This is a genomic window from Hyphobacterium sp. CCMP332, from assembly GCA_014323545.1.
In the GTDB taxonomy this organism is placed as follows: domain Bacteria; phylum Bacteroidota; class Bacteroidia; order Cytophagales; family CCMP332; genus CCMP332.
In genome coordinates, this window is record CP058647.1 from 2,739,397 (window position 1) to 2,764,408 (window position 25,012).

The window sequence follows — 25,012 nt, forward strand, 5'->3', positions numbered from 1 at the left end:
AAGTCAGGGTTTAAGAATCTTACTGACTTCAAGATTGATTTGGATCAAGGAGAGCGAGAAACTGTGTTACTTGGGTTGAATGCAACTGGGAAATCAAACTTTCTAGAAGCACTCGTAATCATATTCCGAGACTTGGACTTGGAGACACACAGTGGTCTTGAGTTTACAATCCGATATGAATGTAGAAGTCATGATATTGAGGTGGACTTTGAAAAAAAATCTGGTTATACGTTCATCGTAGATAGAGCCAAGCTGAAGTCAAAGTCAGAATTTTTTAAGTTGAAAGAAACTTACCTACCAAAGCATGTTTTTGTCTATTACTCTGGTATCAACAATCGGATGTCAGACCTATTTAATCCACACCTGAGGAAGTATTACGAGCGCATCACTTCAGACGATTCTCAATATTCAGAATTCAATGAAATTCCAAGAATTTTCTTGGTAGACAATATTCACGGGAGTATGGCCCTGGTGGCCTTCTATTTATTTCAGGAAAGAGAAAAGGAGACACTTAAGTTCTTAAAAGATGAATTGGGAATTCTTGATTTTGGCTCTGCTTTATTTGCACTAAAGAAACCTAGATGGGCAAAGGAATCAATTGAAGAAGATCGCTTTTGGGGCTCAAAAGGTTTGGTGCGCAGGTTTTTAGATGATCTATGGCTTTTTTCCCTTGCACCCATCAACAATAGAGAGGGCTACTTTCCAAATTACAAACATTCCGAGACTCAGGATCGGTGGTACTTGTACATAAAAGACAAACAGACTTTTATGGACCTAAAGGAATTTAAGTATTCAGATAAAACTAACTTCTTCAATGCACTTAACAGTCTGGATATCTCCGACTTGATTCATGAGCTTAGAATCAATGTAGTAAAGGAGGTTAAATCAGGTGAGATACCAAATAAAGAGCTTAGTGAAGGAGAAAAGCAACTACTAACTGTATTGGGAATGCTCAAATTTACAAGGGATGATGAAGCATTAATTCTATTAGATGAACCGGACACTCACCTCAATCCAATGTGGAAATGGAAGTTCCTGGATTACATAGATGATGTAGTCAAAAGACCTGAAAGCACACAAATCATATTTTGCTCACATGACCCATTGGTTATCGGAAATATGGAAAAGAGCCAAGTTCAGATCTTTAAGCGAGATGGTGAAGGTAAAACCCAAACACATCAACCAAGAAGAAGTCCAAAAGGACTAGGAGTAGCAGGAATACTTACCAGCGAGATGTTCAACCTTCCAACCACGCTAGATTCAGAAACTCAGGACTTAATCAACGAACGTAATATTCTGCTTTTCAAGGAATCAGAGGGAAAAATGAATGAACAGGATATGGTTAGATTGAAAGAATTGTATGAAATTCTGAACTCACAAGGGTTTTCTCAGATCTTCAAAGATCCGCTTTATACTGAGTTTGTCAAAGCTTATGAGAAAGACCAAAAAGAATCTAAACCAGTTACGATCTCAACTGCTGAATCAAAAGAAAGTAAAGCACTTGAAATTGTCAGGAAGATGAAAAAGGATGAGAAATGATATTTATTGATATAGATAAACTTTCGGTCGAAAAAAAGTGGCTCGATAAGTCAAAAGAACTGTTGCAGGATCTATCTAAAGCTGTGGATTCGGAAGCTAGGAAAAAAATCATTGATAAGGTATCCAGTCAGAAACACTGGAAGCAACTCAAACCTGCCTTGAAGGCATTATCCTACGGTAAATGCTGGTACTCGGAAGCTCGTGAAATTTACTCTCATTATCACGTTGATCATTTCCGTCCTAAAAAACAGGCAGTTGATGATGTCTCTGGTAAAAAGATAATACGTGATGGATACTGGTGGAAGACTTTTGACCATTGCAATTATCGCATAGCAGGAAGTGTGGGAAATACGGCAAAATCTGACCATTTCGCTGTAAAAAGGAATTGCGCTACCTGCCCTGATGACGACTGTGATGATGAAATATTTTACTTATTAGACCCAACAAGGCCAAATGACCCTAAAAAACTTACAGTAAATGAAAATGGATCTATGAGTCCATCAAATCCAAATGTTGATCATTGGGATAACCTTCGTGCCTCATATACTATCGACAAGCTTGATTTAAATTATGAAGATTTAATGGAAGAGCGGAAGGTCAAATGGAGTATAGTAAATAGGCTAGTCAATGAGGTAGATCAACTAGACCGAGAATACAACGAAAATCCTAGTGCAAGTCGCGAAGAGAGATTAGTCGCAAAATTAGAAGAAGTAAGAATATTACTGGCTCCATGCGAAGAACTATCATCAACTGTAAAAAGCTGTCTTAAAGCATCTAGGAGGGATTGGGCATTAGAACTTCTTACGGAGAATATTGATGTTGATAAATACTGTAAAGATTACGTAATACCTGAAGAAAAGGAGGAAGAAGATGACAACAAGTAACCTAGTAGCCAAAATATGGTCCTTTTGTGACACCTTGAGAGATGATGGTGTAAGCTATTCAGATTACCTGGAGCAGCTTACATTCTTGCTTTTCCTGAAGATGGCAGATGAGCAAGAAAAAGGACCACAGAAAAGAAAATCAGGTATTCCGGATAAATATAAATGGGAAAGCATTGCCACTAAGAGTGGACCTAAACTGGAAGCTCATTATATAGAGCTTCTGCGAGAGCTCGGAAAGGAAAAAGGTATGCTGGGCCAAATCTTTACCAAAGCCCAGAATAAGATTCAAGACCCTGCCAAGTTAGATCGTCTAGTCAAGATGATTGGCAAAGAAACCTGGGTCAGCATGGATGCCGATGTAAAAGGAGACATGTATGAGGGGCTTTTGGAAAAGAACGCACAGGATACTAAAAGTGGTGCTGGCCAGTATTTCACTCCTAGAGAATTGATTACCGCCATTGTAGAATGTGTAAGACCAGAACCAAGAAAAACCATTGCCGATCCAGCTTGTGGAACAGGCGGTTTCTTTCTCTCCGCTTATGACTTCATCAACAACCGAGACAACTATAAGCTGGACAAAGAAGATGTTCGGTTTCTCAAAGAAGACACCTTTCACGGCTGGGAAATCGTAGCATCAACAGCCCGAATGAGTTTAATGAATCTTTTCCTTCATAACATTGGAGGACTAGATAAGGAGCCACCGGTGAAAAGAGAAGATGCCTTATTGACCAAACCAAGTGATCTATTTGATTATGTGCTGGCGAATCCACCTTTTGGCAAAAAGAGCAGCATTACCATCACCAATGAAGAAGGGAAAGAAGAAAAGGAAGACCTTAGCTACAATCGAAATGACTTTTGGGTAACTACTACCAACAAGCAGCTAAACTTTCTTCAGCACATTGTTTCCATGCTCAAAACCACCGGAAAAGCAGCTGTAGTGCTTCCTGATAATGTATTGTTCGAAGGAGGAGTAGGAGAGACTGTTCGAAAAAAGCTGATGGAGAAGGTAGACCTACATACCATTCTACGCTTACCAACAGGAATTTTCTATGCCCAAGGGGTCAAGGCCAATGTGCTCTTCTTTGACGCCAAACCAGCCGCTAAAGATCCATGGACCAAAGAGGTATGGATATATGACTATCGAACAAACATCAGTCACACGCTGAAGAAAAGTCCGTTGAGGTATGAGCATTTGAAGGAATTTGTAGAACTCTACAATCCCAAGAATCGTCACGAGCGCAAGGAAACCTGGTCGGAAGAAAACAAAGAGGGCAGATGGCGTAAATATTCGTATGACGAAATACTAGCTAGAGATAAAACGAGTTTAGACATCTCCTGGCTTAGAGATGACAGCATGATTGACCTGGATAACCTTCCAGAACCGGATATTTTAGCCGCAGAAATCATTGAAAACATTGAAGCGGCTTTGGAGAGTTTTAGGGATGTGGCTTTGAAATTAGAGAAACAATGAATTTCTGGGATTATATCTGGTATTTATTTCGCCCGATAATAGACAGGCTTTCTCGAATGTCGAGAAATATATTTTTTGTTCAGTGGTTAATCCAGATTAGACAAAGGTTAAATATAATTGTGGATTTAAATTACGATTTAGAGCAACAGGAAAATGGCATTGAAGATCATTCTAAAGAATATTATCCTAAATTCCATGATTGGAAAGATCAAGATAATGAAAAGTTAAAACTAGCTCTTGATCGTGCATGGCAAAATAGGGATTTTGAGATTAATAAATATTGGCAAAGAGCAGCGTATTTTTGGGGGTTTATTGTTTTGTTAATTGGTGGCTATTTGACATTAAAGAATTCAAATAAGGGGGAGGGTATTCTTGAGAAAAACTCTGAATTTGAATTATATATTATTCTTTTGGGCATCATTTTCAGTCTTGCTTGGTACTTAGTTAACCTCGGAAGTAAGCGCTGGCAAGAGAATTGGGAAGGGCATATCGATGCATTAGAGAATGAAATTACGGGTCCAATCTACAAGACCCTTTATAAAACTGGAACATTTTATTCAGTATCAAAAATTAATAGCATTCTGAGCTTCTCAATACTAATTGCCTGGTTTGGATTGTTTATAAGGTTTTTCACTGATCCAAAACAAAATAAATATGAATTTATTGATTTTGAATTAGATTTTTCATTTACTATAGCCCTACCAATATTTATTTCAATTTGGATTTGTATTCAGCTTATCAAAACGGGAAAAAACTCCTTTAAAGAAAAAAAGGGTTATTTTTTACAAAGACCAAGTAAATAATCAAATGGATTTTTATGGACTTAATAAAAGTAAATTTGTAGAAATCACCAACGCCCCATTCATACTAAATAGGCTTATTCAATCAATGGTGAACACATTTCATAGTTGACCAGTCTATCTCTCATTTTTGCTTTGGAATTAAAATTTCTTGAAATATTTCTTACTATGTCGCTGTAGTTGTTATATACTTTTTGATCATTTTGATTTTTCCATTGATAATAGTAGGGCTTGATAAATGCGCAGTTGTCATGCTCAAATATTGTATTCAACAATGTTCTATCGGATATTCCACAGGAATGCCCCATAATCAATACATGGAAGAAATCACTTTCGATAAATTCTAAAAGTCTTTTATAGTTGTTTCGGTTTGAGTACTGAATTGATTTAATAAATTCCAAATACTTGTTATCATTTAAATATTCAATTCTTTTATACTGCTCATCCAACTCATCTCCGAATCCAAAAATGATCGGATTGTCATCATTTGGATAAATTGAACCATGAATTTGAATAGGCATGACACTTGGACTTCTTACTTCAACCAATCTATTGAGATTAGGTTTAATATAATTTAGATGAGTTGAGGTGTAATTAAAATTTAATAACAAGGTTGTATTCGGATTAAAGTCAAAATGTGCTTTACCTTGCTCTGAAAACATATAAGTTTTCAAACGATTTTTAGGATCATGAGAATGGTGAATTTGATCAATGATTTCCCTTTTTTTTCCTGGAATTTTGATTCTGTTTTCATAATTATCTCTAACCGAAGACAGGCTGTCTTTTAAAAGTTCAAATTCTTGATTTGAAAGCTTCTCGATTGAATCTAAGGATAAATTTTTTAATTCAGTCGGATGAAACATATGATCATTTAACTGAGATTTGATTCTTGGATTATCGAGTTTGTATTCTGACTCAACTTTGGTCAAATATTCATTTAAAAGAAGAATCGTATTATGGAAGTCAGAGTTCAGATCACCAATTGTGTACTTTTGGACATTGGAACCAATAGGAGCTTCTTTTTTGCGTGTATCAATTACTCTATTTAGCTCATTATAAAATTCTTGTTCAATGTCCACCCATAATTCAATGTGAGATTTTTTTAGGATATTCCAGAAAAATCGATTCTTAATGATCAAACCAGAATTAAAATCTTCTAGAATTTTTGATAACTGAGTAATTGAAGCATTCTGTAAATGTCGATAAGGTATTTGTCTAATTGCTAATTCATCATTTTCAAACGGATGTCCAATTGGTGTTTCTTTTAGCCTTAGAATAAGCTGTTCCCAATAGTGGTTTATAAAGTCTCTATATCTGGTTTTAAGACCATGGGCTAAATCGAAACCATTACCTATGAGAATTATTCTATTCATATCATTTAAACATTCATAACTTAATTACCTTCAACTTGTCCTCGCCCGCCTGCTCAACATGTAGACTTGCAAAAAGAGTTTAAATATCACCATAGTATTTTTTAGTCCAATATTTATAAAATACACTTGAGTCCAATTCAATCGCCTGAGTATTTGATAGCAACGGCTTTAATTCCATAATTTGAAGAGGTGGCATATACCTTATTTCCAACCAAAACCCCATCTTTGAACTACCCAATGCAGAAGTGAGAAAATATCTTTTAATGAATATCAATTTGTTATTTTAACCAGGTTTTAACTTCATCAATAAAATCAGGAATCGTCAGTTCATTGATTTCAGACGAGGCAAATTTTTCGGCCTCAGTGGAATTATGGGTGCCTGCGTATTTATTCATTTTAGTTCTAAATAAATCCGTGTTGAAATCGATAAAATCTGAATATACTTTTTCTGAACCATTTAAATCTCTTAAACCAACTGTTTCTGAAAACCAAGACCTTATGCATTCAATCAACTGGCCTGGATTGTCTTTGTGATTCTTAATATCCATGCCATTTATGTCTGAAATGGCTTTCATATAATCGTATTTCTCTGACTCAAGAATTAAAGACCTTTTGTCATTATAATTCGGATGAAATCGTCGAAGTCCGTAATCTATACCTAATTCGAATGGCATATTTAACCTGAAGTATTCATTGGCTGATTTGGCCTGGAGCCTGGATATATCATGAATGGCATATCTTGATTCTTGAATTAATCGAGTTATTTTCTCCAATCTGGATAATCCAGAATCTGAAGATTCTAAGGCTAATCTTGGATTGAATTTAAAATAGAGAATTGTAAAAAGAAGTGTTTTTAAAAGTTCAAAATACTTATCATCAAATGGGCAATTGATGAAAACATTTTGGTTGTAATCTTTAGGTTTTGGCACTAATGTTTTTTATCACGTGGTGGAAAAGGATCATTTCCATATGAATTTCTATTTTGAATTGTTCCGTCTTTTTTGTGAATAAAAAGTTCCGTTTTTTCGTTTTTGCTTATCGCTCGACCATATTTGATAGCTTTCTCTTTAGTTTCAAATATTCGTGATGATCTTGTGGATCCAGATTTTTTCACTGACCATCCTCCACTTTTTTGAGACGGGATTACATGATTAGATTTCTTTGCCATATTTATTTTTAGTTATTATAAAAATAACCAATTTTAAAAATCTCAAGTTTCATTTTAATATTTTTTTATCAAAATAAACTTTATTTTGCGTTAGCGATTCTTAATCAGACAACTCCTAATTCGGGATAGGTTTTTTTATCAGGCAATCGTACTTTTTATTCCATATTGTTTATTGACTTAACTTTCTTCCAAATACAGAATCCTTCACCATCGCTCTGCGCCAGGCGGCCAAAGGGCTAAGCTGCATGGTTTAATGTGAAAACAATTTGGAGCATTAATAAATTGATTAGGAGTAGGAAATGCAGTTTTGATATTTTACAATAGCTTCACATACAACACTTCAACGGTTAAACAGTTAAACGTCTTTTGATAATCTAAAATTTCTGGATACCCTTGCCTGCCGAAGCTTATTTATCTACCATAGCTTTAGCGAAGGTAGAAGCGTAGGCAGGCGGGGATTTCTCCTATTGGGGCGGATTTCTTTGTTTGTTATTAAAAGAGGCTGAATGTCACACATTGCATTGACGGCCCCCCTGAAGGACTCTTCGAGCCTTCATGACTTAAATTATTTAAACGGAATATCTCAAATTGTGACTATGGCCGCCCTGAAGGACTCTTCGAGCCTTCATGACTTAAATCATTTAAACGGAATATCTCAAATTGTGACTATGGCCGCCCTGAAGGACTCTTCGAGCCTTCATGACTTAAATTATTTAAACGGAATACCTCAAATTGTGACTATGGCCGCCCTGAAGGACTCTTCGAGCCTTCATGACTTAAATCATTTAAACGGAATATCTCAAATTGTGACTATGGCCGCCCTGAAGGACTCTTCGAGCCTTCATGACTTAAATTATTTAAACGGAATACCTCAAATTGTGACTATGGCCGCCCTGAAGGACTCTTCGAGCCTTCATGACTTAAATCATTTAAACGGAATATCTCAAATTGTGACAATGGCCGCCCTGAAGGACTCTTCGAGCCTTCATGACTTAAATTATTTAAACGGAATATCTCAAATTGTGACTATGGCCGCCCTGAAGGACTCTTCGAGCCTTCATGACTTAAATCATTTAAACGGAATATCTCAAATTGTGACAATGGCCGCCTGAAGAGCTCTTCGAGCTTTCAGGGCGGGCCTATGAACAATACTTTTGGGTGGGCGCTTGGGACTAGGATATTATTTTGGCTTTGCGAATTTTTTTACAGCAGGGATTTGTTTTTGCTTTTGGTGCAATACCACAGATTCCTTTTTAAGTTCAATGCTTAGCGATGCTTCACCATATGGAAATCCATCGAGATAATACATGCCATTGCCAATCGGATAGGCTCTCATTTCATTAATGCTTGTTTTTGGGTAAAATCCATGATCAAAAACACCCTTTACCTTTTGCTCTTCATCAAAGTAAATGATGAGATCAAGATCGCCCTTATCTCCATGCATTCGCATCAGGCCATGCCTTTCCTTCACATAATACGGAATAATTGAAATCATTTTGCCCACTTGTTTTTTCATCATATTCATTCCAATCCTCATCAATCCGAAATAAGACACGAATTTCATTTCCGAATCACAATATTTGGCGAACTTCCAGTATTTTTTTCGCTCAAGACAGTCTGCGATTCCAATCATTCTTAATTCTGATTCCGATACTCCGGGAAGACTGGTTTTTGGAATTATACGGCTCACAATGCCATCGGAGTAACTAACATTTATAAAAGTATCAGTTGGAGTAAATGTCAATTTGGACTGATCTTCAAAATAATAGTCCCCTGAAAAAAGTGAATCAGAAAGCGCTAAGCTCAAAGGCTCAATTGTCTCGCCCTGCGAATATTTCCATATCCTTGAGGACCATTCTCTCAGCATATTCACGCTTTTGCCAAGGGCATGAATGTCTTCAAAACTGCGGTTCGTCAGAATGACATGATGCTCATTGCTCTCTGCTTTAAAACTTAGAAAACTCACAAAACCATTGTTTGCACCATCGTGCTCTATGATACCATTTTCAGCAAATTGCCATCCATAGCCGTATCTGCCATTGGCAATTTGTGGTTTTAAAAATGCAGGTCTCAGCTTTTCATTGAGAAAATCTTCATTTTGAATGATAAGGATCCATTTTGAAAGATCGGCCGCTGTCGAATAGATTCCCCCGGCTCCCGGGTACCAGGAAGGGTCAAATACCGGGGCGGGTTTTAAAAGATCATTTCTGTATCCGTAAAAAGGCCTGGCCGCATGAAGTGGCTCTCCAAAACAGGTGTTTTGAAGATCATGAGCCGCAAATACCTTGGATTCCATATATATCTTATAGGTTTGACCGGAAATATTTTCGATGATTGCCGCCAGAAGGATATAGCCCGAATTGCTATAACTGAATTCCTCTCCGGGTGAAAACAATAGTTTGGCATCGCTGAATCTATTGATCAAATCCTTTAAAGCAATTGGCCTTTCTTCGGGCATAAAAATTTCCAGTCCCTGCTCGGTCTGGTATAAACTTGGTATTCCGCTTGTATGCGTTAAAAGCTGATGAATGGTAACTTTTTTCCATCTATCGCTAGCGTATTCACCCAAATAAGTATTGATAAATCCATGCAGATCTAATTTGCCTTCGGATGCAAGTTGAAGTATGGCAGCAGCGGTAAATTGTTTGCTCAACGAACCGATATCAAAAGCTGTATTTATTGAAATTTCGGATTGATCTACGTCCCGGCCGCTTGTGTATTCCAATACAGCATTGCTGTCTTTTTTGACCAGCACAACACCGTTAAAATGCCCGTAAATTTTTTCTGCTTTGAAATACTCATAGAGTTGCGCCCGGGTAATAAACGAAACTAACAGAAAGAAAAGACCTACAAACTTTTTCAATATTCTTTGCTTATTTGACGCCGCAAATTATTGCTAAAAAACAAAGAGGGAAATGTTTTTAATCTAATTGTGACCAACAACCATTTTATGATTATGAACAACAATACACTTTTGGATAAGCTAAAGCAATGCTATCATTTACTTTCAGCTAAGGAGCGTATTGCACATATTTTTATCTGGATTTCCGGGCTCGTTCTTATCAATATTCCTTCCTGGGACATTACCGTTGGAGAATTTCACAGCCAGGATTATTCGCTGATAGTTCCAGGTATTTATGGACTGCTCATCAACATCACTTTGTTTTATGGAAATACCTGCCTGGTCTATTTTTATATAAGAAAAAACAGAGCTGAATATTTTAAACAAAGCAGTCTGCTTTTTTTAATACTATGTTTTGTGGAAATACTCCTGGATACAATCTTTTGGTCGGCTTGGAATCAAAGATTTGAGGTTCCTATTGTTCAAAGTATAGTATTGGGCACGTTTTTAATGAACGCCATATTTTTTCTGCTGCCCTCATTTGTCTATGCTGTCGTTCTAATATTAAGAAACGAAAAGCCGGTAAAAGAAAAAATTAGCATTAAAGACGGCATGCGAAATGTTCTGGTAAAGCCCAAAGATATTTTGTTTATTGAAGCCGATGGTAATTATGTGAAATTTCAGCTAAAGCATCAAAAATATTTGGAGCGCAATACTTTGGTTCAGGTTTTGGGCAAACTCCCTTCTGAATTTATTCAATGCCATCGTTCTTATATTGTTAATACCGAACAGATCCGGGAAATTCAGTACAGCACTATTCAGATTGGTGATTTCACCGTACCCATAGGCAGGAGTTATAGAAAAACACTGCGCATACTCAATTAATTGAAGAATTCAGTTAAGCATGTTCACACAGCACGAGAACAGTTTGAGCTTTCAGGGCAGGACTTTTACTATTTAAACGCATTTTAACGAGCTCATCGAGCTCGTGAAAGGTTCCTCATTTTCAACTCTTTATAAAGAGGCCATATGATCCATCATTAAGTCAATATAAGTATTGATTAATTCAATCGAATATTGCTTGTATTTGGCTTCATCCGCTTTAAGTACGTAAAACCCATCTTTTATTTCTCCTGTAGCTTCGAATCCATCTTTATTTGGGTGACTAAATTTTAAAATCGTACTTAATTCTCCATATTTTAATGAGGGAGTTAATATTTGCAGCGATGCTCCTCCGTGTATACTGGATTCCAGTAGCATTTGTCCGGTTGTTTTTCCTTCATCGAATAATTTTGAACTCTCAATCTTTTGTCCAAAAGAAAGAAAATTGATGTCAAATCTAGAAATTACCGCATTGGTCTTCATGCTCGGTACTGCTTTAAAATACATCGTATTGCCAACAACTTCGGGATACACAGGCCGATTGTTTTGTGTAAATGTTCTTGCTTTGACTTTTTTGGTAAAATTTGGATTTTGCACCGATTTTTCGACTTTTGGCTCTTCCGACTTTTCCTTTAACTTATCGATGTTCTTTGCACTGAGAAATTTATTATAATCATCAATGCTATAGCCGAATTCTGTTAATTTCTTCTCTAAATATTTACCGGTTTCATCTGCAATTTCCTGAAATGTATCATCGCTTACACCTTCCAGAAGAAATCCATATTGCTGACCAACTTTTCCTCCTGCTCCGGTACCAACATATTTATAAAAAGCTGAGGTATAAAACGTAATAGCATGAGAAGTCAGTATTCCCGATTTTTCCTTTAAGGTTTTTTTCATTTTTGTATCTACAAAAACCTTTTTATCTGTTTCACTTAAAATGGGTACTTCGGCAGATTTATTTTGTGATGCCAAAGCCTGCGCAAAAAGATAGTTCATTCCCAAGACAAGGAAGGCTAAAAAAAATAGTCCCTTTTTCATGATTATATATTTATGTGATTGGATGTTATTTTCGAAAATGTACGCTGATTAGGTTGATTGAAGCCTTTTATGTTATTTATTCTAAATAAATCTAATAATAAATTTAATATATCATATATATAATAATATATATTATGAAATTCACACAGCTTTTATTTGTCTTCAATGACCCGGCATATCTGTTAAAACAGGCATAAGTAATTATTGCTTTCACTATATTTTGATTAAAATTCTTTAATGCCACAGTTTGGATTTCAAAAATGAAAAGCATTTTTGTATAGGTTAGTTTGTAAGTCATTTATACTTTTCCTTGTTTGCAAAAAGGATGTTAAAAATCATTACATTTTTTTGTCACAGCGATATTCAATACTAAATAATTTATACACCTGAAATCAAATACATTAGTAAATAATGTCCTCAATAGTGAAGTTTCCATCTACCAAAAATTTATTCTATTCAGAAAAATCCTCAGCCCAGAACAGGCAAAAAAAAAGCACGAATCCAATCCGTGCTTTTTTTTATTCAAGATGAAGGATTACTGCTTTATAAGCGTAGCGGTAATGGTATGTTCAGTCGTGTCGAATTCTTCTATTACGGTTGCTACAATCTGACTTGTAGTAATTGAAACAATCGTAAATGTACTGGTGTCGTCATCGTTGCTAATTTCAGTTAAGAGGGTTTCACTTGAGTTGAAAGACCAGGTGCCTTCATCATAAACTTCACCTCCCGTACCTGCAGAATCACAAGATATTGCACCTTCTTCGTGGGCATAAGTTCCATCGGCATTCCAGTTAAGAAGATCATCCCTGTCGCATTCTTCGAGGAAATTATTGTAAAAATCTGTTACAAGCGTTCCATCTCCCCGATCTACGGCCGGCGCGATAGTCATAGCTGTAATTTTCCATTTTCCCTCTGTAAGTAATTCGGTTTTTGATTTAGAAGTTCCTGGTGTATTGCTACTGTCATCATCGCCACAAGCGATAAATAAAGACGTAATAATTGTTAATAAAAGTAAATTTCTCATAGTTATAAATTTATTCATTTGGCAAATCTATGCATCAATAATTACAAATTTATTAATGGCAATTTATTTATTTATATCCAGCTTGTTTCAATTTTTAAGAAACTTAGTAACGCTGCCAATTCAAAATCATATAATTAATTCAATCACAAAAAAAGGAAGCTTCATTTAAGCTGCTTCCTTTGAAATTAGGATTTACAAAATGTTTTATTCCCTTCCCAGCATCCAGCCTATAGCGCCGCCAGTGATACCCAGCATAATGGCCGTTACAAATGGATCCACAAGGGTAGCAGTAAGGTTCATGGCATTGCTGGTGCCGTACCAGCTGAGGTTGAGCCCAAAACCCAGTATAAGCCCGATAATGGCGCCGCCTTGTAAGCCGCCCATAAAGGTTTTGATCTGCGCCCAGGTACCGAAAATATAAACCAGCAAATAGGCCTGAAATACATTTCCGAGTATTAATGCCCACCAGACCATTTCATCTTCCGCCCTGTTGAGGCCTGTTGCCGATCCCGAATTGCTAACATAAAAATCCATGAGCAATGCGCCGTAAAATAGCCAGCCCAGTAGAAACAATACCACAAAGCCAACAAGTGTCGCTAAAATTCTGCTTTTAATTGTCATAATGTATTGGGGTTTAGTTTTTTACATATACAATTTAAGCAATATTTATAATATTTGATTCTATTTTGGGAATTATGAGATTCTTGCCTGCCGAAGATTATGCTAATAAGCGTAGGGGAGGCGGGATTTCTTTTTTTGTTATTTAATGAGGCTGATTGTCACTCATTGCATTGACGGCCTCATAATAAAAATTCATTTGGAACAGATTGTCAAAAATTTCATCGACGGCCCCGCAAGTCCCCCGTGACAAGCACGGGATCCTGCGGGGACCGGTCTTTTGTTTTGGGCTGTGTGAATTAAAGTTTTTCAAATTAGAATTATGTCTCCCACATTAAAATAAGGTCCCCGCAGGAATTGCGGGGCCGTCGAATCAATTGCGACACTAACTTCCTTAGAAGTTCCTTTCCTTGGCTTGATGATGCCTCTATTAAACAAATTTTATGTCTATATACTAACCACAAAAAACCATAGAGTGCTTTACACCGGTTTTACAAATGATTTGCACAGAAGAATATATGAACACAAAAATTTTATATACGAGAACAGCTTTACTGCAAAATATAAAATATCTAAGCTTGTTTATTTTGAAGAATTTGATGATGCTGATCAGGCAAAACATCGAGAATGGTTGATAAAGAGATATAAAAGGGAATGGAAATTAAATCTAATTAATTCTATAAATCCGAATTGGGAAGATCTCTACAATACTTTGTAATGACGATCCGCTAGTAGGACTCTTCGAGCTATGATAAAGTTCTCGATCTAATATTTCGGGAAACCCTTGTCTGCCGAAGATTATGCTAATAAGCGAAGCCAGGCGGGGACTGGTCTTTTATTGGGAGTTTCAATTGATTGATTGTCCTTTTTTAACAGACGAAGTTTTAACGAAGTCTGTCATATTGTTATATCAACGAAGTTGATCATTCTTCAGCACTTCCGACTTAATGAGATTTTTGAAAAGCAGCTTTGAAAATTCAGGAAGAAATTCATCAAATTCTGAATAGTCGAAATCCCTCGATCGGCCGGTCCATACCAATTGCCCTTTTTTGAGTTCATAGAAATTGACTTCCAGAAAATATTTTGAATTGACAGAAAAATACCCCGGTCTGTACACCATCTGATAGGTGTTTCTATAATAATTGCCGAAGCGTTCATAAAACAGAAAAGGCTCATATACCACCTCGGGTTCGATGTACCTTGTCTCATTGATATTCACAAGAGTTACAGTCAATACGCCATCATAGCCTTTGCCTCGCATTCTGGTTTTGGCATTTTCTACATCTTCGAAGGGTTTTCCGAGCTCGGGCGGGAAAAGCGACATGCCGTTTCCGGTCGAAATTCTTTCGAGTCGGGCGGCATAGACAAATTCATTTTCAATTGAAGATCTCAGATTCACATTGTTAATCAGCCCCATGATCAGAATATTGTCAAATGACTTTTCGTAGTCATAGGAGGTCATCCATGTGCGCAGAATATCTTCACTGGCACAGGAGAATAGGAAGGCTAATATTAACACTGAGACTTTACTCGTCCTGAACATGGCTTTAAAGATGTGGAATTTGACAGGAAATGCCAATTGACTAAGAGGAGAATATCGTTTATTAATATTTAATTAATGAAACTGATAGCTTTTACAAAGCATCGGAAGCTTGGCTGCATGAGTTGTTTAATTAAAATCAGTTATTGAAGAACCATTCATCATTTGATCGCTCTAAAATTTCGGGAGACCCCGGATTTCCCGATAGCTATCGGGATCCGGGGATAGTTTTTTATTGGAACAGATTTCTTAGTTTGTTATTTAAAGTGGCTGATTGTCATACATTGCAATGACGGCCCCGTAATGAGCTTCGCTTCTACGGGGACTTATCTTTTATTTGGAGTTTCAATTGATTGATTTTCATTTTTAAACAGACGAAGTTTTAACGAAGTCTGTCATCATGTGCTTTACACTGACAGCCATAGGCTCGTCATGTGTAATCACCGAAGCTTAAGCGTAGGTGATCGTCATGTACTTTATACTGACAACCCGAGGCTCGTCAGGGATCATATTTATTATACCTCACCTTCAAAAAAGAACCCAGGTCTTTGCCAAAACTCCCTTTTTGATTTAATTCCTGATTAAAGAAATCGACCAGCAATTTTCTGGAAATCTCCAAAGCCCGAAAGGGATCAACGGCATATTTATAGGCACGTGGAAATAATATCGGCCCGTCGGTAAGCGAATTATGACCGAAATCAACCAGTTCAATCATGTGTACTGTTGCTTTTCGATTGTCGATGAAATCGCGATAATTTTTTTCTGCATAATACCAGGTACCTGAACTGCAAAGCATCAGTGAGGGAATACTTATTTTGCCTTCAAACCGCACATCTCTTGGAGGGATTCCTTCCATGGCAGTATAAGCTTTAACTTTTTTATTACTGGCAGCCAGCTGACCTGCAATTCTGCCTCCCAGTGAATGGCCGAATACACCAATGCTTTGCAGATTTATTTTTGAAGTAAATCGGCCCGCCGGGTCATTTGCATTTAGCTTCTCTATTTTATTGAGTACAAATTCTATATCGGCCATACCCAGCTTTACGGCATTCTCATAGAATTCATCCACTTTTTCGTAGGGGCCGGCCATAAGGCCTTCGGGTGGGGCAAAGCGTTCGGATGTTTTTATCTCTTTTCCATCGGGAAGCAGCATATAACCCAATTCGGGCATATCAATGGAAGCCACTACAAAGCCGTGACTGGCTAATTCTTCAATAAGGCCGGTATAAGCAAATCGTTCCATGCCTCTTCCGGGAATGATTAAGATAAGCGGTGCGGAAGTTATTGATTTGTTAAAAGGGGCGTACAATTTCGAATGGGTATTCACCATTTCGTATTGGCTATTATTGCCTGCATACAAGGCTTTTTGGGCAAGTGAATCCTTTTCCGCCGGATACCATAATTGCACGGTGATGGTTCTATTATCTCCTTTATGTGAAGAATATGACATTTCTCGATTGCCGTCGGTCCAGAAAAAACTCATGGTGCCAATCGGAAATTCACCTCCAGGAGCAGGGAGTGGAATCGAATCATTTTTGGCTAGTACGGAAAATGAAAATAAAACGAAAAGTATTTGAAGACCGGACGTTTTCAACATTTTAATTCAAGTTAGAACGATTTAAGTTAATTAAGAGACCTGTAACCTCAAAATTAGGCTTAATTCTTATTACTCGATCATTAATTATTTGATTCAGTGGCAAAAACAAATTTCGATGTCATGATTCTCTCGGATTTTTCCCATGTGACATTTTGAGAATTTTTAAAAAAACGAATCCAGCCTTTTATTACGCAAGTATTCATAAACAAAAAATAATATGGGATATGAATGACTTTATATTTTATTGATTTGTTTCTGAGCAAATAACCAAAGAACGCTAAAAGATAAAACAAGATTTGAGCAGTAAATACTAAAATAAAAATCAGTCCCTGAGATAGTAGTAAGGCATTGATAGGAACAATTAAGAATAGTGCCAGCGGTGTGAGCGTCCATCGGAAAACACGATGAGATAAATATTGAAATGTTAATAGTGGGTGTTTCCAAAATTTAAGTAGTGAAATGAGCCGGGTTATCGCCTGTATTCCACCAGCAGAAATCCGAACCTTTCTTTTCTCCTCTTCTTTCATATTTAATGAACCTGTTTCAGTTGCAATGGCTTTTGGTTCATATTCTACTTTGAAACCCCTGGATGCCAGACTCATAGTCATAAAAAAATCTTCGATAATTGTGTCTTCTTTTACTTCGGAATACAATTGCGTCCGGATGGCAAATAATTCACCTGCGGAACCAACAAGGGTATTTAGTTTTGCATCCATCTTTTTTAGAAATGATTCGTATTTCCAGTAAAAACCTTCACCTGAAGAACTGGCAGTAGCATTCTTGTCTTTAAGTATCACTTTCTCTCCGGAAACAACTGCTGTATTTTCATTTGAAAAATGCTTAATCAATTCGAAAATGGCGTTTTTATTGAGCATTACATTAGCATCTGAAAAGACAGTAATTTGACTTTTGATTTTAGGCATAATTCTATTTATTGCATTTATTTTACCTCTCCGCTCGTCTTTATGGTAATGAATTATATAAGGGTACTGTTCAATAATTTTCCTGCTGGAATCGGTAGAACCGTCGGTGACAATGGCAATTTTTAATTTACTTTTCGGATAGTCCAGCGAAAGCGAATTCTTAATTTTTTGAGTAAGAATCCTTGATTCATTATACGCTGCAATTAATAGTGTTACCTCTAATGGATTATTTTCCGGCTTTGGAGATTTGTTCTTTTTAAAGCTATTCAGCAGTATTAGCACAAGTCCGTATCCGATATAAGTATAAGCTATGATGGCTAATAGAATATAGAATGTTATTTGCATTTTTTATTTCAAAACTATGGTCAATCCCCTCTTAAAAATGCATTATTCGATAATCGACAGGTTGAACGGGTTGAGATACACTTAATTATCGACGAAAATATTTTCAGGGATCGCATGTGTTGTTATGTATTTACCTTGAATGAAAAAGTGCCCATAAAGAAGTCTTTGACTGCCCATAAAATCGCTTTTTTATGCGAAATATTTTGACTTAAAAATTGCCTTGGAAAGGAAATCAAAATGTAAAACATCATGAAAAAAGAAAATTTCAGAATACTGCTGTGTTTCATTAAGAATTTCAATCGGTTTCTGTTCTGATAGTATCTTTTCAAAGGACTGCCTTTCCCCGTGCTCATAGATTCTTTGTGTAGAATGTAAACATCATGAGCGACCTTAATTTTGAAACCTCTTTTTTTGAACTTCTCTGACCAGGCCAGTTCTTCATAGTATAAAAAATACTCTTCAGGCATCAAACCCGCTTTTTGAATGGCCGCTTTGCTTAACATCACAGCAGCTCCATGAAAATAATTTGTTTCACTTGAGCTCAAATTGGTATTGAATGTAACCTCCATTCGATTTCTACCTGTGATGGAATTGATTTTGGAAAATCCGGCATATTGGATTGATACAGGATTTTTATAATATCGAATAATAGGGCTGATTGCGGCAATTTTTTCATCAAAGTGTTTTAAAAGCTTTTCGATGAGATTTGAGGGCACTTCAGTATCATTATTCAAGAGCAAAATATAGTCACCCTCAGATGCTTTTATCGCAAGATTGTTAGCGCCGGCAAAGCCAAGATTTTTTTCAGAATGAAAAATTTTAAGGTCTGGAATAATGTTTAAAAATTTCTGATCGGAATTAAGTATTCTCCCATTATCTACAAGAATAGTTTCTACATTTTTATAACTCAAAGCCTTTATGCTTCGAAGCAATTCACAGCTGACTTCTGTCTGTCGGTAATTAACAGTGATAATACTGACCTTAGCATTCATATTTATAGGGGTTTTTGAGCAATAATGTGAATGGCATTCCCCGATTTGGTATTATCCAGAATCCTATCAAAATGAATTAATAATTTGCTCAGTGGCAAAATGAATAAATGACAGATCGAACCGATTTTTTTGGCTATATATGTGATTTCCCAGGCCAATCGTGAACACAAGCCATCCGTGGATTTAGCACTGACAATTTCAAAACCCTCGGCAGAAACTCTATTTTTTAGTGATTCCAGATCGTACACCTGGCCTATATGTTCATCTCTTAACCATTCCTGATGTTCTTCAAAATATTTTTGAGGTAGAATGGTTCTTTGTTTCAAATTGGGAATTTTTACAAGAAATAAACCTCCGGGCTTTAGTTTTCTTTTAACTTCTTCAAAGGGCATCTCCTCAGGCAGAATATGTTCAAATACGTCGATTGAGAAAATAAAATCATAATTGCTCTGATATAATTTTTCGATGCGATTGGCGTATGGCTTTATGTTTTTATTACCTGCTTTTTCCAAAGCCTGGTTCAAACAACTTATTCTGTTATTATCAATATCCAAAGCATGTATCTCAGCATTTGGTAACTTTCTGGACAAGGCAAAACTGTATTCGCCGTAACCACAGCCAAGATCCAGAATTTTTGAATTATTATTCAATTTGAAACTTGGATAAATGTCTTTAAATACCTTAAATCGAGCATAATTACCAATATTTGTATACCCAAAAAACCTGGAGATGATTTTTGCAATAAAAGGATATTTGCTCATTCTATTGCTGGTGAAAATTTGTTCTTTCCCGAATTGAAACTTCATTATGATTTTTTTAAAAAATTTGAAAAATTAATTGAAAAACTATGTGACATGTATTTTTTATATACGATGAAATGACCACTTAATATTGTGAAAAGGATAGCTGTAAGTGTAGCTATAGCCGCTCCTTCAATGCCTAATTGTGGAATTAATAAAAAATTGAGCACCAGGTTAGAAACAAGGCTAAACGCTAAAATTTGAGTATTTAATTGCGGTTGATTGATAGCGTCAATTGACAGCCCAAGCACTCTTCCAAATGGCTTGATTACTGTTGCAATCATCAAAATGTATATAAGTGAGAATGCATTTTTCAGGTCTTCAGAAGAAAATATCTTTAATATAATTTCAGGTGATATCACAATTATTAGCAGTCCGGGTATAAGACTGATTATCATTATGGCTATTGACTTAAAATAAATAGGATCAAACAGCAATTGCCTGAATTGCAGATAGTATTTTGAGAGTTTTGGGAATAAAAACTGCGATAATCCATTCAAGGGGATTTCAATGTAATTGATCACCTTAGATGCAAAGTGATAGAGTGCAATGGCTTCCTTGTTTACAAATAAACTTAGAATTAGGATATCAGATTTATGAAATAAAAGGGAAAGCAAATTGCCTGATCCGGCATATTTACCAAACTTAAAAAGTTTTAAAATCAGGTAATAATGAGGTCTGCAATAAGAAATTTTGGTACTCAGCAAGTAATATAACAAAACTGTTAGGGAGGAGCATAACTGGACCCAAAGTAAAATTTGGATATCGAGCATGTCATAATAGAAAAGGAGGAAAGTTGCTGTTCCACTCAAAAGAGTAAATAATAAATTGATTTTAAATTGCATTCTGAGATTTTCATGCGCGATTAAAATGGAATTGATAAACTGAATAAGTCCTGAGGAAAGACTTGAAAGAATTATGAAATAGAAAAGCTCAGGAATGATATTCATTAAACTCAAAAACATCAAAGGGATAGACAGGAAAACGATAATGCCTAAATTGAAAATAAATGCTGAGCTAATCAGTTTAGCTTCCTGCAATGGGTATTTATGAATGAGATTTATCAGATCATGATGTATAAAACCTTGACGAAACTGGTCAATAATACTTGCCCAGGTAATGAATAGCGCCCATTCTCCCAAAGCATTGAGATCGAGCGTACGGACAAGCATGAGATATATAAGGAAATTTGAAGTGAATAGCAGTAAATGATTTGCTACAGCCAGGCTTCCTGAAGAAATATGGTGAATAATTGCTTTCATATTATTTTTTTAATGTTTCTGCGTAAACCTTAGCCGTTTCTTCACTTAGCTGAGACCAATCGTACTTTTGCATTACATGTTTTCTTGCCATGCGGCCCATACTTTTAATTTTAGAAGGCTCATTGTATAATTTGAGAATGGCCCTGCGGAAGGCTGATCTGTCATTCACATTGCATAAAAAGCCTGTTTCGCCATCAATTACACATTCTCTTGTTGCGGGCAAATTACTTGCGATGGAAGGAATAGAATTAGAAGCAGCTTCCATAAGAACTATTCCCTGAGTTTCATGAAATGATGGCAATATAAGAGCCATGGAATTATTTAACTCCTTGTCGATTTCCCTCCGGGAAAGGGCACCACGAAAGCTCACTCTCAACTTTAAACACCTGCGTTGAACTTCTTGCTCGAGCTTTTTTTTAAGGGGACCTTCTCCAATAATAGATAAGGTTATATCCCATGGCAGGCTTGTCATCAAACTTATAAGAAATTCTATATTTTTAATTTTTGTTAATCGACCTACGAATACCAGTTTTTTAGTCTTTGATGCCACCTTATTAGGGCTTCCGATTTTTATTCCGTTTGGTATAACCTTTATGTGTTTTGGGGGTTTAATTTTTTCCTGAGATATGAAATTTTTGAGCTGCTCATTTACCGTCAGTACTTTGTTAGCCAAAGCGATTTGTCTACGTTCCAAAGGAAGACTTACGAGTTTATATAATTTTGAGCCCCATTTACCATTATCAGAATGTTGTAGTTCATCTTTCAATAAGCCGTGGATGGTTTGAACATATCTGGTTTTGCCGCTAGCCTGATTCAATAAATATCCACTTCGACCCTGCATATGAACTATGTCATATTTCTGCGCATTTTTATTTACCCAAAATTTTAGTGATAAGTTAAAGAGCAATTCTTCGGCTAATTTTGAAAAGGGGAAAATATATCTCCCCGGCAAATACGGAAGCTCAATGATTTCAATTCCTTCTTTTACGAACCTTTGGCTCTTGAAAAGTGAACCTGCGCAAAGGATACTTATATTGTGACCTCTTTCCTGAAGTTCGCGACTCAGATCCCAGGTATGTGTTTGAATTCCACCTTTAAAATTCCAGGGAAGACTTTTGCAGAGCATGAGTACATTTAATTTTTTTTGATTCATTTCTTCTTATACAGTTTGTTTCCGCGAATAAGGCCGAGAATTAAAAACAGTAATCCTACTGTCAGAATAAAAAGCCATGGCATTCCTTCAGACATCATTTTGAAAATGTTGAGTGTGAATAAATTCTTTTTTTGATTGAGGCATTAGACTCAAACTTTTGATTGTACTATGGATTAATTTAGGAAGCGCCAGAATCAGGTTGGCCCCATGTTTCAAAATCCAGTTGAATGGCGTCAGAATTATATAAGTAAAGAGATTTAATAAGAATGCCGTGAGATTAATAATGGCAAGTGTATCCAAACCACATATTAGTGAGATCAATCCAAGAATGAGAGAAGCAATGGGAATTAGGGTTCTTGGAGGAAGTGCCAGTTGAATAACTTTATGGAAATAATCAAAATTCCCTTCGTTTAAGGCTTTGCAGGCATAAACAAAGTTTTTTCTGAAAAAGCTATATTGAGATTCCAACCACCTTGCTCGCTGTCGACTCATTTGATTAAAATCCTGACATTTCTCATCCTTGACATGTATATTGCCATCGTAATAGATTTTGATTTTCATCTTTGTCATTAATAATTCCATCTCCTTATCAAATCCTCCTATGGCCGATAGTTTTGGAATAATTTCAAGAAATTTCACTTTACTCAGTAGCATTCCTGAGCCTGATAATTTAGATGATAGTCCAATGACATTTGCACCCTGGCATAACATTTTATGATTGGCTATTTCGGCCAAAGCATCGAAAACTGAAGCCGGAGAATTTAATTTTTTAGCTTGTCTCAGAGCCTGAACTGCTTCATAACCAGCGCAAAGTAATTTTGAGGATCGTTTCAAAAAATTCTTCGACATTATGTTATCGGCATCCAGAATTATTTGACCTTCATAATCTGAACTTTTAACAAATTCATTCACTGCATTCAAGGCTTTGGCCTTTGTGCTGTTTTTAAAACTTACTTTAAATACAATAACCCCCATTTCCCTTAGTGCGAGATTTGTTTCTTTTTTCATTTGATCAGCAATAACCAGGATATCGTAAAGGTGGTTGGGGTAATTAACTTTAAAGTTTTCGCGACAAGAATTGAGGATCACAGAATCTTCCCGATAGGCAGGAACTACAATCAAAATTTTTTTGAAAGCATGTCTGCCATTAAGACTATTGATCTTTCTGAAGTCAAAAAGAGAAGCAATTCCAAGTATAAACTGGTATAGGATGCTAACAGTGATGTAAAGACTTGGTATAAAAATTAGATAATTCATGAATTTTCTTTTTGATCAATTTTGTGAATAATAAAGAGGAATGGAATGGCTAAATTCATGATCATACCGGTGGGCATTTGACCAAAGACCTGATTTCCGTATGAACTAAAAAGGACGCCTCCAATGGCCGCATAAAGTGCCAGCGCATAAGATCTCAGATTCTGACTTTTTATGTTACCGGTAACTTTGAATCCCATGGCCATGATATACATTAGAGTAGCGATGTGAAATGTAATTCCGACTATTCCTGTTTCTGCCCAAATTTTAACGTACCAGCTGTCTGTAGCTGTATTGGCCATCAAGGAGCCAGGATTAAATCTAAAACCCCAATAACCTGCCGTTCCAATGCCTCCACCAAATGGTTTGTCAGCAAGATATTCTCCAAATACTTTCTGATTTTGTAACCGTACCATTAAGGAAGGGTTATTTGGATCAAGCGCCGATCGCATTCTTCGAACCTGTTCAATCCCCTGGAACATAAACGTGTATTTAAGAATCAGGAATATTAAGAGAAAGAATATGATGCCGCTAAACAGTACTTTGAAATTTCGACTTGCAATAAGATAAAAGAGTCCTCCAAAAGCGGGAATAGCCAATGCACCTCTTGTGCCTGATATTGCAAAACCCAGGAAACAGACTAAGGCCGCGATAAGAAAAATTGATTTTTTGAAAAAGCTGTGTGGACCGAGAAATAGCACTGAACAAAGCAGAGATACCATGGCCTGATTCGCACCGAATTGACCAGCATCGCTGTAAAAAGAGAATACTCTTAAAACTCCGTGAAGAATATGTTCATCCTGATGGTTTTCTGCAAAAAGCCAATGATTTTCAGCAAAATCTAAAAATCCAAGCTGTTGCTTGAATCCCCAGATAGTTCCGAGGATAGATAAAGCGATGAGAAGATAAATGAACTTCTCAAGATCTCTTTTCTCGTCGAAAAAAAGGAATACAATACCAAATGAGAGAATCTGATAAAAACCAATACCTCTCATGGCATAAAACCAGGCCAGGGCACCATTGCCATTGGGATTTATAAACTCAATGCATATGTAACCAAACCAAATTAATGATAAAATAAATATGTCATTGTTCAGTCTTTTCCATTTTACATTCTTATGAAAGGCAAGCCCTATCCATGCAAGAAAAAGTATTATATCAATACTCAGGCCCCAGGGAATGCTTATGTACCTTGAAAAACCTGAAATGAAAAATGCCATAACAAAGGAGAACCAAATGGCTTGCTTTGGTTTTTTAATAAGGGTTGCCGGTATAAATATTAACAGTGGAAGCGAAATCAGAAATATAATTCCTTGCAATTCAAGGAAAGAAACAAGTAATACAGATAAACACAGAAATACAATGATCCACAAACGCAATTTGCCTTTACCCGTGTTTAATGATTCACTTATTCTAATGTTTATCATATTGCAAAACTAGATTCGCAATAGGGCTTATTTGAGATTATTAGATGAACGATGGAATCAAATCGACGAATGAATTC

The 25,012-nt window shown here is 36.3% G+C and carries 23 protein-coding genes; 7 read left to right on the forward strand and 16 right to left on the reverse strand.

What is annotated here, in order from left to right:
• The first annotated feature begins 63 nt into the window (after nucleotides 1–63).
• The 4 genes from HZR84_12080 (at nucleotide 64) to HZR84_12095 (ending at nucleotide 4,697) form a co-directional block, all read left to right on the forward strand.
• Nucleotides 64–1,539 (forward strand): AAA family ATPase, encoded by a 1,476-nt coding sequence (locus HZR84_12080; protein QNL22649.1) that lies wholly within the window; start codon nucleotides 64–66, stop codon nucleotides 1,537–1,539.
• Nucleotides 1,536–2,423, forward strand: a complete 888-nt coding sequence (locus HZR84_12085; protein ID QNL22650.1) for a hypothetical protein — start codon at nucleotides 1,536–1,538, stop codon at nucleotides 2,421–2,423. Before HZR84_12080 ends, HZR84_12085 begins: the two co-directional genes overlap by 4 nt.
• The gene (locus HZR84_12090) at nucleotides 2,410–3,894 is read left to right on the forward strand and encodes an SAM-dependent DNA methyltransferase (protein ID QNL22651.1); all 1,485 of its coding nucleotides are present in this window, start codon (nucleotides 2,410–2,412) and stop codon (nucleotides 3,892–3,894) included. Before HZR84_12085 ends, HZR84_12090 begins: the two co-directional genes overlap by 14 nt.
• Before the next feature lie 119 nt (nucleotides 3,895–4,013).
• The gene (locus HZR84_12095) at nucleotides 4,014–4,697 is read left to right on the forward strand and encodes a hypothetical protein (protein ID QNL22652.1); all 684 of its coding nucleotides are present in this window, start codon (nucleotides 4,014–4,016) and stop codon (nucleotides 4,695–4,697) included.
• 74 nt (nucleotides 4,698–4,771) lie between these two features.
• Here HZR84_12095 and HZR84_12100 read toward each other — a convergent pair whose 3' ends face one another.
• The 3 genes from HZR84_12100 to HZR84_12110 all read right to left on the reverse strand — a co-directional run bounded on the left by HZR84_12100 (nucleotide 4,772) and on the right by HZR84_12110 (nucleotide 7,235).
• On the reverse strand, nucleotides 4,772–6,067 hold the full coding sequence (locus HZR84_12100; protein QNL22653.1) for a hypothetical protein: 1,296 nt from the start codon (nucleotides 6,065–6,067) through the stop codon (nucleotides 4,772–4,774).
• 278 nt (nucleotides 6,068–6,345) lie between these two features.
• Nucleotides 6,346–6,996 carry a hypothetical protein gene (locus HZR84_12105; GenBank protein QNL22654.1) on the reverse strand — a complete coding sequence of 217 codons (651 nt, stop codon included), beginning with the start codon at nucleotides 6,994–6,996 and terminating at the stop codon, nucleotides 6,346–6,348.
• Nucleotides 6,996–7,235 (reverse strand): DUF2188 domain-containing protein, encoded by a 240-nt coding sequence (locus tag HZR84_12110; GenBank protein ID QNL22655.1) that lies wholly within the window; start codon nucleotides 7,233–7,235, stop codon nucleotides 6,996–6,998. Before HZR84_12110 ends, HZR84_12105 begins: the two co-directional genes overlap by 1 nt.
• Before the next feature lie 506 nt (nucleotides 7,236–7,741).
• Between HZR84_12110 and HZR84_12115 the strand changes: the two genes are divergently transcribed.
• Nucleotides 7,742–8,347 carry a hypothetical protein gene (locus tag HZR84_12115; protein QNL22656.1) on the forward strand — a complete coding sequence of 202 codons (606 nt, stop codon included), beginning with the start codon at nucleotides 7,742–7,744 and terminating at the stop codon, nucleotides 8,345–8,347.
• 68 nt (nucleotides 8,348–8,415) lie between these two features.
• Here HZR84_12115 and HZR84_12120 read toward each other — a convergent pair whose 3' ends face one another.
• A complete protein-coding gene (locus tag HZR84_12120) occupies nucleotides 8,416–10,098 on the reverse strand; it encodes a beta-lactamase family protein (protein QNL22657.1) in 1,683 nt (560 codons plus the stop codon).
• Nucleotides 10,099–10,191: 93 nt separating this feature from the next.
• On the opposite strand from HZR84_12120, the gene HZR84_12125 reads away from it, so the two are divergent.
• A complete protein-coding gene (locus HZR84_12125) occupies nucleotides 10,192–10,962 on the forward strand; it encodes a LytTR family transcriptional regulator DNA-binding domain-containing protein (protein QNL22658.1) in 771 nt (256 codons plus the stop codon).
• Between the two features lie 129 nt (nucleotides 10,963–11,091).
• On the opposite strand, the gene HZR84_12130 is transcribed toward HZR84_12125, so the two are convergent.
• From HZR84_12130 to HZR84_12140, 3 genes are all read right to left on the reverse strand, one after another.
• Entirely contained in the window at nucleotides 11,092–12,000 is a 909-nt protein-coding gene (locus HZR84_12130; protein ID QNL22659.1) for a hypothetical protein, read from the reverse strand.
• Nucleotides 12,001–12,535: 535 nt separating this feature from the next.
• Entirely contained in the window at nucleotides 12,536–13,024 is a 489-nt protein-coding gene (locus HZR84_12135) for a lipocalin family protein (protein QNL22660.1), read from the reverse strand.
• A gap of 204 nt (nucleotides 13,025–13,228) precedes the next feature.
• Nucleotides 13,229–13,645 carry a hypothetical protein gene (locus tag HZR84_12140; GenBank protein QNL22661.1) on the reverse strand — a complete coding sequence of 139 codons (417 nt, stop codon included), beginning with the start codon at nucleotides 13,643–13,645 and terminating at the stop codon, nucleotides 13,229–13,231.
• 418 nt (nucleotides 13,646–14,063) lie between these two features.
• On the opposite strand from HZR84_12140, the gene HZR84_12145 reads away from it, so the two are divergent.
• A complete protein-coding gene (locus HZR84_12145; protein ID QNL23255.1) occupies nucleotides 14,064–14,360 on the forward strand; it encodes a GIY-YIG nuclease family protein in 297 nt (98 codons plus the stop codon).
• 192 nt (nucleotides 14,361–14,552) lie between these two features.
• Here the strand turns inward: HZR84_12145 and HZR84_12150 are convergent, their stop codons facing one another.
• The 9 genes from HZR84_12150 to HZR84_12190 all read right to left on the reverse strand — a co-directional run bounded on the left by HZR84_12150 (nucleotide 14,553) and on the right by HZR84_12190 (nucleotide 24,935).
• The gene (locus tag HZR84_12150; protein ID QNL22662.1) at nucleotides 14,553–15,161 is read right to left on the reverse strand and encodes a hypothetical protein; all 609 of its coding nucleotides are present in this window, start codon (nucleotides 15,159–15,161) and stop codon (nucleotides 14,553–14,555) included.
• Between the two features lie 520 nt (nucleotides 15,162–15,681).
• Nucleotides 15,682–16,779: a hypothetical protein gene (locus HZR84_12155; protein QNL22663.1), complete on the reverse strand. Its 1,098-nt coding sequence runs from the start codon at nucleotides 16,777–16,779 to the stop codon at nucleotides 15,682–15,684.
• An 80-nt stretch (nucleotides 16,780–16,859) separates the two neighbouring features.
• Entirely contained in the window at nucleotides 16,860–18,047 is a 1,188-nt protein-coding gene (locus tag HZR84_12160; protein ID QNL22664.1) for a glycosyltransferase family 2 protein, read from the reverse strand.
• 122 nt (nucleotides 18,048–18,169) lie between these two features.
• Entirely contained in the window at nucleotides 18,170–19,039 is an 870-nt protein-coding gene (locus HZR84_12165) for a glycosyltransferase family 2 protein (protein ID QNL22665.1), read from the reverse strand.
• Between the two features lie 2 nt (nucleotides 19,040–19,041).
• Nucleotides 19,042–19,845 carry a class I SAM-dependent methyltransferase gene (locus HZR84_12170; GenBank protein ID QNL22666.1) on the reverse strand — a complete coding sequence of 268 codons (804 nt, stop codon included), beginning with the start codon at nucleotides 19,843–19,845 and terminating at the stop codon, nucleotides 19,042–19,044.
• The gene (locus tag HZR84_12175; protein ID QNL22667.1) at nucleotides 19,845–21,101 is read right to left on the reverse strand and encodes a polysaccharide biosynthesis C-terminal domain-containing protein; all 1,257 of its coding nucleotides are present in this window, start codon (nucleotides 21,099–21,101) and stop codon (nucleotides 19,845–19,847) included. The genes HZR84_12170 and HZR84_12175 overlap by 1 nt, the downstream gene beginning before the upstream one ends.
• 1 nt (nucleotide 21,102) lies before the next feature.
• Nucleotides 21,103–22,254, reverse strand: coding sequence for a glycosyltransferase family 4 protein (locus tag HZR84_12180; GenBank protein QNL22668.1), 1,152 nt, complete (start codon nucleotides 22,252–22,254; stop codon nucleotides 21,103–21,105).
• An 87-nt stretch (nucleotides 22,255–22,341) separates the two neighbouring features.
• Nucleotides 22,342–23,511, reverse strand: a complete 1,170-nt coding sequence (locus HZR84_12185; protein QNL22669.1) for a glycosyltransferase family 2 protein — start codon at nucleotides 23,509–23,511, stop codon at nucleotides 22,342–22,344.
• Nucleotides 23,508–24,935 (reverse strand): O-antigen ligase family protein, encoded by a 1,428-nt coding sequence (locus tag HZR84_12190; GenBank protein QNL22670.1) that lies wholly within the window; start codon nucleotides 24,933–24,935, stop codon nucleotides 23,508–23,510. The genes HZR84_12185 and HZR84_12190 overlap by 4 nt, the downstream gene beginning before the upstream one ends.
• Between the last annotated feature and the right edge of the window lie 77 nt (nucleotides 24,936–25,012).